The 9,833-nt window shown below is 61.5% G+C and carries 7 protein-coding genes and 1 pseudogene; 3 read left to right on the forward strand and 5 right to left on the reverse strand.

Annotated features, from left to right (window positions below; all coding sequences use genetic code 11):
* The 5 genes from FY112_RS04075 to FY112_RS04095 all read right to left on the reverse strand — a co-directional run.
* Positions 1-1,626, reverse strand: a 1,626-nt coding sequence (locus FY112_RS04075; protein ID WP_151517766.1) for an NAD(P)/FAD-dependent oxidoreductase, incomplete at its 3' end; no start/stop codon positions are given.
* Positions 1,627-1,643: 17 nt separating this feature from the next.
* Positions 1,644-2,912, reverse strand: coding sequence for a nitrate/nitrite transporter (locus FY112_RS04080; RefSeq protein ID WP_151517767.1), 1,269 nt, complete (start codon positions 2,910-2,912; stop codon positions 1,644-1,646).
* A 481-nt stretch (positions 2,913-3,393) separates the two neighbouring features.
* Positions 3,394-4,674, reverse strand: coding sequence for a CmpA/NrtA family ABC transporter substrate-binding protein (locus FY112_RS04085; protein WP_181018148.1), 1,281 nt, complete (start codon positions 4,672-4,674; stop codon positions 3,394-3,396).
* 34 nt (positions 4,675-4,708) lie between these two features.
* On the reverse strand, positions 4,709-5,296 hold the full coding sequence (locus FY112_RS04090; protein ID WP_072638704.1) for an ANTAR domain-containing response regulator: 588 nt from the start codon (positions 5,294-5,296) through the stop codon (positions 4,709-4,711).
* A gap of 85 nt (positions 5,297-5,381) precedes the next feature.
* Positions 5,382-6,386 (reverse strand): LacI family DNA-binding transcriptional regulator, encoded by a 1,005-nt coding sequence (locus FY112_RS04095; RefSeq protein WP_020049643.1) that lies wholly within the window; start codon positions 6,384-6,386, stop codon positions 5,382-5,384.
* A 228-nt stretch (positions 6,387-6,614) separates the two neighbouring features.
* On the opposite strand from FY112_RS04095, the gene FY112_RS04100 reads away from it, so the two are divergent.
* The 3 genes and pseudogenes from FY112_RS04100 to FY112_RS04110 form a co-directional block, all read left to right on the forward strand.
* Positions 6,615-7,754 (forward strand): sugar ABC transporter substrate-binding protein, encoded by a 1,140-nt coding sequence (locus tag FY112_RS04100; RefSeq protein WP_003538869.1) that lies wholly within the window; start codon positions 6,615-6,617, stop codon positions 7,752-7,754.
* A gap of 77 nt (positions 7,755-7,831) precedes the next feature.
* Positions 7,832-9,370, forward strand: a complete 1,539-nt coding sequence (locus tag FY112_RS04105) for a sugar ABC transporter ATP-binding protein (RefSeq protein ID WP_131623287.1) — start codon at positions 7,832-7,834, stop codon at positions 9,368-9,370.
* Positions 9,367-9,833, forward strand: a pseudogene (locus FY112_RS04110) (ABC transporter permease); the annotation flags it as partial. The gene FY112_RS04105 and the pseudogene FY112_RS04110, both read left to right, overlap by 4 nt.

The raw sequence follows: 9,833 nt of genomic DNA on the forward strand, positions 1-9,833 counted from the left end.
ATCGGCATATTCGTCCGGCCAGTCGCAGACGAGGTAATAGTTGAGCGCCGGCCGACATTTGGCGCAGCCGCAGGAGGTCTTCCACTCGAGTTCCTGCATGACGGCAGGGATGCTCTTCAGACCCTTGGCCTTGATCAGCCGGCGAACGTCGTCATGGCCGAGTTCGGTGCAGGTGCACATCGGCTGGACGGCAGTCGGATTGTAGCTGTCGCCGAGCGTCAACGCCATGAGTTGTTCGACGAGACCGGTGCAGGAACCGCACGAGGCGGAGGCCTTCGTATGGGCGCGTACGTCGTCGAGCGACGTCAGCCCTTTGCCTGAAATCGTCGAAGTGATCTTGCCCTTGCATACGCCGTTGCAGCCACAAATCTCCGCGTCATCCGGCAAGGCTGCAACGGCCGCCATAGGGTCCAGCGGCGACCCTCCCTGATAGGCCTGTCCGAAGATCAGCGTCTCGCGCATCTCCGAAATATCGGTCGCTTTCTTCTTCAGGTCGTTGAACCAGGCGCCATCGGCGGTCTCGCCGTAAAGCACGGTGCCGATGATCTTATTGTCCTTGAGCACCAGACGCTTGTAGACGCCGGCGCTGGCATCGCGCAGCACGATCTCCTCGCGGTCGTCGCCGTCGGCGAAATCGCCGAGGGAATAAAGCTCGATGCCGGTGACCTTGAGCTTGGTTGGCGTATCCGCGTGAACGAAGGCGGGCGAGCGATCGCCGGAGAGATGCGCGGCGGCGATACGGGCCATTTCATAGAGCGGCGCAACGAGGCCATAGACCATGCCGCCCACCTCGGCGCATTCGCCGAGCGCGAGAATATTGCCGTCCGAGGTCTGCATGCCGGCATCGACGACGATGCCGCGATTGACCGCAAGGCCGGCATCCTTCGCCAGACCGACACTCGGACGAATGCCGACGGCCATCACGACCAGCGTTGCCGGGATGATGCGGCCGTCGTCAAGCTCGATGCCCTCGACCTTGCCGTTGCCGAATATCGCCTTGGTATTGGCCTTGCAGATGACCTTGATGCCACGTTCCTCCACAGCCTTCTGCAGCAGGTAGCCGGCGGCCGGGTCGAGCTGGCGTTCCATCAGCGTCGGCATGACGTGCAGCACGGTGACATCCATGCCGCGCTGGGCAAGGCCGGCCGCCGCTTCCAGGCCAAGCAGGCCGCCGCCGATGACGACAGCCTTTTCGCGCGACTGGGCGGCAAGCAGCATCGCCTGCACGTCGTCGAGATCGCGATAGGTGATGACGCCGGGCAGATCCTTGCCGGGAACAGGGATGATGAAGGGCACGGACCCAGTTGCGATCACCAGCTTGTCGTAGCTTTCGGTGACGCCGTGGTCGGAGGTGACGGTCTTGGCGGCGCGATCGATATTGACGATCTTGTGGCCTTTGTAGAGCATGATGCCGTGCTTGATATACCAGCCATCGCCGTGAATGATGATCTGCTCGTAGTCCTTTTCTCCGGAGAGAACCGGCGACAGCATGATGCGGTCGTAATTGACGCGCGGCTCGGCATTGAAGATCGTAACTTCATAGCGTCCGGGCGCCTGCTCGAAGAGGTGCTCCAGCATGCGCCCGGGCGCCATGCCATTGCCGATGATGACAAGTTTTTCGGTCATATTTCCAGGTCCTTAGATCAGGTTGCAGCCACGGGCGCCGAGTGCCCTTGGCGCGACAGTTGCTTTACGGACAGGTGCATCCAGATGAGAGAGATCACGACGATCGCAAAGAGCAGCAGGAAACAGCTGGACCAAAGGCCGGTCATGTCCTTGAGAAGGCCAAAGGCAATCGGAAGGATGAAGCCGCCAAGGCCGCCCATCATCCCGACGACGCCGCCGACTGCGCCGACGTTTTCGGGGTAGTAGGCCGGAATGTGCTTGTAGACGGCAGCCTTGCCGAGGCTCATGAAGAAGCCGAGCACGAAGATGACGACGATGAAGATGACAGGGGTGATACCGAACGCCGGACCCGTCCCGGAGGCGTCGGCGGCCGGCAGCGAAAGGATGAGGGTGGCGACGGCCGACACGGCAAACATCGTATACATCACGCTGCGCGCGCCCTTCTTGTCCGACAGCACGCCGCCGAAGGCGCGGAAGATGCTGCCCGGGATGGAGTAGGCGGCCGCGATCATGCCGGCGGTTTCCAGGTTGAAGCCGTAGACGCCGACCAGATAGCGCGGCAGCCACAGCGACAGGGCGACGAAGCCTCCGAAGGCGAAGAAATAGTAAAGCGAGAAGCGCCAGACCTGAACGTTCTGGAGTGGCGCGAATTCCTCGACGAAACCCTTGGTGGCAACGCGGCGTTCGCGGCGGAGACGGAAGGCCGGATCATCGGTCGTGGTGAACCAGAAGACGATTGCCATCAGCGCCAGGCCGACGGCCCAGATCTCCGCAACCGCCTGCCAGCCCCATGCGATCAGCACGAAGGGGGCTGCGAATTTGGTTACGGCCGCGCCAACGTTGCCGGCACCGAAGATGCCGAGCGCGGTTCCCTGCTTCTCCGCCGGGAAGAAAGGCGAGACATAGGCGACACCGACTGCGAAGGAGCCGCCGGCGAGGCCGACGCCGAGGCCGGCGATCAACATCTGCGTATAGGTCTGGGCGTAAGAGAGCAGAAAGGTCGCCAATGCAGCGGCCAGCATGGTGAGGGTGTAAACGAGACGGCCGCCGTAACGCCCCGTCCAGATGCCAAGAACGATGCGCACAAGCGAACCGGTGAGCACGGGGGTGCCGACCAGCAATCCGAACTCGGCCTCGTTCAGGCCGAGATCCTGCTTGATGCGAATGCCGATGATCGCGAAGATCGTCCAGACGGCAAAACAGAGGGTGAAGGCTACAGTGGAGATCCACAATGCCTTGGCTGGCTCGCCGGCGGACATGGGCTGTGATTTCTCGATGACAGACATAACTTCTCCGAGGCCCGACAAGGTCGTGCCGATCCATCGCTGAGGGTTAAAACAAAAAGCCGCTGGTCAGGACGCGCATACCCGAGGCGCGCGAAATATCCTGATCAGCGGCTTTGCTGGTGGCGCCCGCCGTTGGACGCCGAATTCTTGGGCCTTCTGGCCCATTTGCCTGGAAGCAATCCGTTGGCCGGATTGCTCAAGCTAAAACCTACCTCTTCATCCGAAGAGCAATCTCTGTGTCTTCCGTGAGCGTCCATCGCGCGCTCATTCTGCGCTGATCGTCATTGACCGGTGCTATTTAAGACGATGCAAACTGCGTGCCAGTTTGGCGGTCTACGCTCAAGGTACTGAATGAAAATGATATTTTATGAAATGCGCCGCCTGCTTCTTTTTCGAGCCGCCATCCGCTCATGCAAATATTTTGTGCGCTTGTCGTGAGGCGGGCAGATGCTTGCTGGCGTTTTGTGCAGGCCGGCATCGGTTAGACCTCGTCGTCGGAAACGAAGGCGAGGGCGCTTTTGACGGCAAAACCTGCGACATAGTCCGGCAGCCTCGCCGGGTCGAAGACGTGGCCGTCCATGAAACGGTCGCCCTCGGCACTGCCTTCGATGCGGATATCGGCATCTTCGGGTGCGTTGTCGTCACCGAGAGCAGCGCGATAGAGATCCGGGCGGTAGGCGGATGCTGCGGCCCTTGCCATGTTAAGGCTGATCTCGGCCTGTCCCCAGCGGATCATCTGGCTGTAGATCCACAGCGCCTGGCTTGGCCGGGGATAATTGGCGAAGCCGGAATGGAACATGAAATAATCGGCGATGATGCGGCGGTTACCCTTTGCGTCGAGGCTGAATTCGCCGGCGAGCACACGGCGAATGATTTCGACGGGGGCAGCGATATAGCGCGGGTCGGCAAGAGCCGCCGCCAGCGCGTCGTGATTTTCCGGCTGGTCGCACCACTGGGCTGCCGCATCGAGCGCCACGATCAGCCTGGAAACGGTTTCCGGATGGCTTTCCGCCCAGTCCGGCCGCATACCGATCACCTTTTCCGGTGCCGACGGCCAGATATCCTGTTTGGCGGCGACGATGCGGCCGACGCCGCGCTCTGAAGCAACCATGTTCCACGGCGCGCCGACGCAGAAACCGTCGATCGCACCGGCTGCCAGCGCATCCGAAGTCATGGGCGGCGGCACGACGATGAGCTTGACATCCCTGTCGGGATCGATGCCGCCAGCTGCCAGCCAGTAGCGGAATTCGTAATTATGCGAGGAGAAGGGGTAGGTGACCCCGAAAGTCGGCAGCGGCTCGCCGCGGGACTTCATTACCGCCAATGTTTTTGCCAGGGCGCGGGCATTGTCGAGCGCGCTTGCCGTTTCCGGCAATCCCACGTCATTCCGCATCCTGTCGAAGAGCCGCGTCGACAGCGTGATCGCGTTGCCGCCGCGCCCCAGCGAAAACGGCGTGATCGTCGGTGAGGGATTGGAGCCGAGACCGAGCATGGAGGCGACGGGCATCGGCGACAGCATATGGGCAATGTCGAACTGGCGGAATGCCAGGCGGTCGCGCACATTCGCCCAGGAGACGTCCTTGACGAGATCGAGCGTCAGGCCTTCCTTCCGCGCGAAGCCAAATTCTGCCGCCACAATCAGCACCGATGCATCGACGAGCGGAATGAAACCGGCCCGCAGCACTTTCGGTCCTTCGTTGTTCACCCGCACGGGCGAGGGCAGCTCGCCGCCGGAATTGGAGGTCGTTGTCATCATATCCACTCCGGTTTCCTCCGGAAATTCATCAGCTCGGCCATTACATCAACAGCCCCGCGGCAGTGACGACGCTCTGGGCGATTTCCGACATCTTCTTCTTTTCGTTCATCGCTGTCTGGCGCAGCAGGGCGAAAGCCTCTTCCTCCGACAGGCCGCGCATCTTCATCAATATGCCCTTGGCGCGCTCGACCAGCTTGCGTTCCTCAAGCGCGGAGCGGGCATCGGCAAGCTCCCGCCGTAGCCGGTTGAAGGCATTGAAGCGGCTGACAGCCATGTCGAGGATCGGTTTGACGCGTTCCTTCTTCAATCCGTCGACGATATAGGCCGAGACGCCGGCATCGACGGCAGCCTCGATCGAGGCCGTGTCGGACCGGTCGACGAACATGGCGATCGGGCGGCTGACGGTGCGCGTCAGCTGGAACAGATGCTCCATCATGTCGCGGTTGGGATTTTCGATATCGATGATGATCACGTCGGGCATCAGCGTTTCGATGATTCGCGCGATGCCGTTGACCTCATGCACGACGGTGACGCGCGTATGCCCTGCCTCGCGCAGGCCTTCTTCGATGATGGAGGCGCGAATGGCATTTTCGTCGATCACCAGAATTGTCAGATCGAGATGCGTCATGGCTATATTCATGACGCAGTGCAGCAAATTTGGCAAGCGCGCCAGCCTGAAAAGTGTGCAAAAACTAAGTATGCATAATATATGATCAGATTGCCGTGCTTTCGCGCGGAATCAAGGCAAAGCCGAGGTCGATCTGCTCGGCCCTCGATACCACGGAGGAATTCAACGCGGCAAGCACCCTTTCGGCCGCGAGTTTTCCGGTTTCGAAACGCCGGGTCGCGATCGAGGAGAGGGAGGGTGCGGCGCAGGCGGCGAATTCCAGGTCGTGAAATCCGATGATCGAGATGTCATCGGGCACACGGATGCCGCGTTTGCGGCATTCCTGCATGGCCCCGAGCGCCAGATTGTCGTCAGTGCAGAAGATCGCCTCGGGCACGTCGCCACGTTCATGCGTCATGGCGAAGAGGTCGGAGCCGAGTGCCACGTAGCTATGGCGTGGCCTCTCGGCGATGATCTCCAGATTCGGCAGCTCCGCCTCCTGCATCGCCAGCCGGTAGCCGTCGAAACGCGACTGGGCGCGGTGGTCGAGATTGCCGGTCAGGAAGGCGATCCGGCGGAAACCCCGTTCGATCAGGTGCTGCGTCGCCGTCTGCCCGGCATGCTCCTGCGACATGCCGATGTTAAGGTCGATCGGGTTTGGAGAAAGCTCGAAGGTCTCGACAACGGGCAGACGAGCCTGGGCGAGAAGCTGACGCGAGAGCGGTGTGTGATGAGTGCCGGCGATGATGATCGCCTCCACCCTTTGCCCGAGTAATGCCTTGATGGCGTTTTCCTCCTCGATCTCGGAATAGCGGCTGTTGACGACGATCACCTGGAAGCCGGCGGCGACCAGCACCTCGTGAAGCGCAAACAGATATTCCGCGAAGATAACGTTGTAGAGGGTCGGAACGATGACGCCGATCGCATGCGTGCGCGAGGAAGCGAGGCGGCTCGCGGCAATATTCGGCACGTAGCCGAGTTCCTTGACGGCGGCATCGACGCGCAGCCGCAGGCCTGGCGAGACCGCATCGGGCTTGCGCAGCACCCTCGAAACCGTGATCGGGCTGACGCCGGCAAGATTTGCCACGTCATCAAGTGTTATCCGCCGCATGCAAGTCCCGCCATTCGTCCCATAATATTGATTCTCATATTATTTAAAAATAGAGAATATTTGCTCGTTGCTGTAGTTGACAGCGCTAGCAGATACGATTTGACAGCGCTGTCAACTATGTTAACCTAAAATTGTACCGGAAAGGGACGGGGTGGAGCCTTCCGGGACCAAGTATGCAAATCAAAGCATAGGAGAGGCGGCTCGGTCCGCCTGAGGAGGAGAACATTCATGTTTAAGGTGAAAGAAGCCAAATTGGCTCGCATTGCCGCGTTTTCCGTATCCGCGCTTGCCCTGCTCTGCGGCGCGGCCAGTGCGGAACCGAAGGTCGTGTCCGGTCCGGCCGCCGAGCCCGGCTGCATGGTGCCGTGGGCAGCCGACACACAGTTCCTGCAATATCCGAAGAAGGACGGCCCCTATCGCATCGCGCTCGCCAACGGCTATATCGCCAACACCTGGCGTATCCAGATGGTGCAGACGGCCAAGGCCTACGCCGCCCAGCCCGATGTCGCGGCCAAGCTGAAGGAGTTCAAGGTCGTTTCCACAGGCGAGGATGTGCCGGCGCAGATTTCCGCCATCAACAACTTCATCGATGCCGGTTATGATGCCATCGTCGTCAACGCGCAGAACCCGACCGCCTTCGGGCCGGTGATCAAGCGCGCCAAGGAGGCCGGGGTCGTCCTCGTCGCTTTCGACAATATCCTGGACACCAAGGACGCTATCAATGTCAACGTCGACCAGAAGGGGCTCGGTGTCCTCTGGGCCGACTGGCTGGTGAAGCATCTGCCGAACGGCGGCAAGGTGCTGGAAGTGCGTGGCGTCGCCGGCACCTCGGTCGATACGGATCGCCACAACGGCATCCACGAAACCCTGGACGCCTCGGGCAAGAAGTTCACGGTAACCGAGGTCGTCGGAAAATGGGATGACGGCGTTGCCCAGAAGGCAACCGCTGACGCGATCGCCACCAACGGCCCGTTCGACGGCATCACTGCCCAGGGCGGCGATACCGGCGTCGTGCAGGCGATGATCGATGCCAAACATCCCTTCGTGCCCTTCGGCGGTGAGACGGAAAATGGCTTCCGCAAATTCTGCGCTGCCCATGCCGCCGACGGCCTGAAGTGCTCGTCCGCCGGCACCGGCCCGGCCCAGGTCGCCGTCGCCATCAAGACGGCGATTGCAGCCCTTGAGGGTCAGGTCGTGCCGCAGGCCGTCAAGCTGCCGACCGCGATTGTTTCGGATCCTGATTTCAAGGAAGGCGAGGATTATTATCCCACCCAGTCCGACAACTTCTTCGTCGGCAATTCCTTCCCCACCTGCGGCATTAATTTCAGCGCTCAGGAAATCATGGGGCAGTCCAAAGAGAACCAATAGCAGCCCTCCTCCGGATCTGATTGCGGGTGTTCGCACCCGTAATCTCGAAGGTGATAGACCGAATGGAGGCTGGATGCATGACCTTGCCCGAATCGCTTTTCCGCATGGAAGGCATATCGAAACGCTATGGCGGTGCCGTCGCGCTTAAGGATGCCGATATCGCCATCCGGCCGGGCGCGATCCATGCCGTCCTCGGCGAGAACGGCGCCGGCAAATCAACGCTGATCAAGATCATGGCGGGCGTCGTGGCGCCTGATGAAGGACGCATGCTGCTCGACGGTAAGGAGATCGCCTTCGCCTCGCCGGCCGCCGCCAATGCGGCGGGCATCGTCTGCGTTTTCCAGGAGCTTTCGCTGATCCCCGACCTCTCGGTCGCCGACAACATCGTCATCAGCAATCCACCGCTGAAATTCGGCATGATAGACCGGCGCAGGCAGCGGCGGATCGCCGAGGAAGCGTTGGCGCGCGCCGGCGCCTCCGACATTCATCCGTCCGCCTTGGTCAAGGACCTCCCTCTGTCCCGGCGGCAAATGGTCGAGATCGCCAAGGCGCTTGCCCGCAAGCCGCGGCTGATGATCCTCGACGAGGCGACCTCGGCGCTGGCGCAGTCGGATGTCGAAAAAGTCTTTGCCGTGCTGAAGCGCCTGCGCGCCGAGGGAATGGCGCTAATCTACATCTCCCACCGCATGCACGAGATCGCCCAGCTGGCGGATGAGTGCACGGTCTTCCGCAACGGCCGCAGCATCGAATCCTATCCGGCCGGCACGAAGACCGACCAGCAGGTGGTGGAGCTGATGATTGGCCGCGAATACAGCAATGTCTTTCCGCCGAAACCGGCGCATCGCGGAGAGGTAAAGCCGGTCCTTTCCTGCCGCGACCTTTCCTGGGGCGATAGGCTTTCCGGCATCACCTTCGATATCAAGCCCGGCGAGATCATCGGCGTCGGCGGCCTGGACGGGCAGGGACAGCGCGAATTGCTGCTGGCCCTCTTCGGCGTGCTGCGCGATGTGAAGGGTGAAGTCGCAATCGACGGCAGGCCGGTGACGCTGAAAAGCCCCCGTGATGCCAAGTCCGGCGGCATATCCATGGCGCTGATCCCCGAGGATCGGAAGACCGAAGGGCTGATGCTGCCGATGACCGTGCGCGAGAACCTGTCGATTGCAGCCCTCGACCGCGTCTCGCGCAACGGCGTCATCGATCGGGCGGCCGAACGACGCGAGATCGACGATCTGTTCAAGCTGTTGGCGATCAAGGCCGCGACGATCGACATGCCCGTTGCCGCGCTATCCGGCGGTAACCAGCAGAAGGTGGTTATCGCCAAATGGCTGATGAACAGGCCGCGCATCATCCTGCTCAACGATCCGACGCGCGGCATCGACGTCGGCACCAAGCAGGAAATCTATCTGCTGCTGCACAAGCTTGCCGATGCGGGCGCGGCGATCATCTTCTACTCCACCGACTACGATGAACTGATCGGCTGCTGCGACCGCGTGCTCGTCATGTATGACGGCCGCATCATCCGCGAGCTCGAAGGCGCCGAGATCAACGAGCACGAACTGATCGGCGCAGCTCTCAACATCGCCGGCGACCACGTAGCGCAAAGGATTGCCCCATGAACAAGCATGCTTCCGGCGACCGGCGGTTCTGGTATGCGCAGCAGAAGGGAACGCTGTTTGCCGCACTCCTCTTCGTCGCCATGTTCGCCCTCTACGTCTCGAACCACCCGGCGGGCTTCACGCCCAACGTCGTGCAGACGGCTTCGAACAAGGCGACGCTGCTCGCCTTCGTCGCCATGGCGCAATGCCTGGTCGTAATCACCGCCGGCATCGATCTCTCGGCCGGCATGGTTCTGGTCCTCTGCAATTGCCTCGCCTCCTGGCTGGTCGTCGGCACGCCGCTGCAGACGGGAACTGGCATCGTCGTGGTGCTGCTCGCCGGGCTGGGCTGCGGCATGCTGAACGGGCTCATCATCATCTTCGGCCGGCTGCAGCCGATCGTGGCGACGATCGCGACCAGCGCGATCTTCTATGGGCTGGCGCTGTTGCTGCGACCGACGCCCGGCGGCTCGGTCAACGAGGA

The sequence above is a fragment of the Rhizobium sp. PEPV16 genome (assembly GCF_008919455.1).
Taxonomy (GTDB): domain Bacteria; phylum Pseudomonadota; class Alphaproteobacteria; order Rhizobiales; family Rhizobiaceae; genus Rhizobium; species Rhizobium leguminosarum_Q.

Bases quoted from the DNA above. Each gene is read 5' to 3' on its own strand.
- FY112_RS04080 (WP_151517767.1), bottom strand. From the start codon at position 2,912: ATGTCTGTCATCGAGAAATCACAGCCCATGTCCGCCGGCGAGCCAGCC.
- FY112_RS04090 (WP_072638704.1), bottom strand. From the start codon at position 5,296: ATGACGCATCTCGATCTGACAATTCTGGTGATCGACGAAAATGCCATT.
- FY112_RS04095 (WP_020049643.1), bottom strand. From the start codon at position 6,386: ATGCGGCGGATAACACTTGATGACGTGGCAAATCTTGCCGGCGTCAGC.
- FY112_RS04100 (WP_003538869.1), top strand. From the start codon at position 6,615: ATGTTTAAGGTGAAAGAAGCCAAATTGGCTCGCATTGCCGCGTTTTCC.
- FY112_RS04105 (WP_131623287.1), top strand. From the start codon at position 7,832: ATGACCTTGCCCGAATCGCTTTTCCGCATGGAAGGCATATCGAAACGC.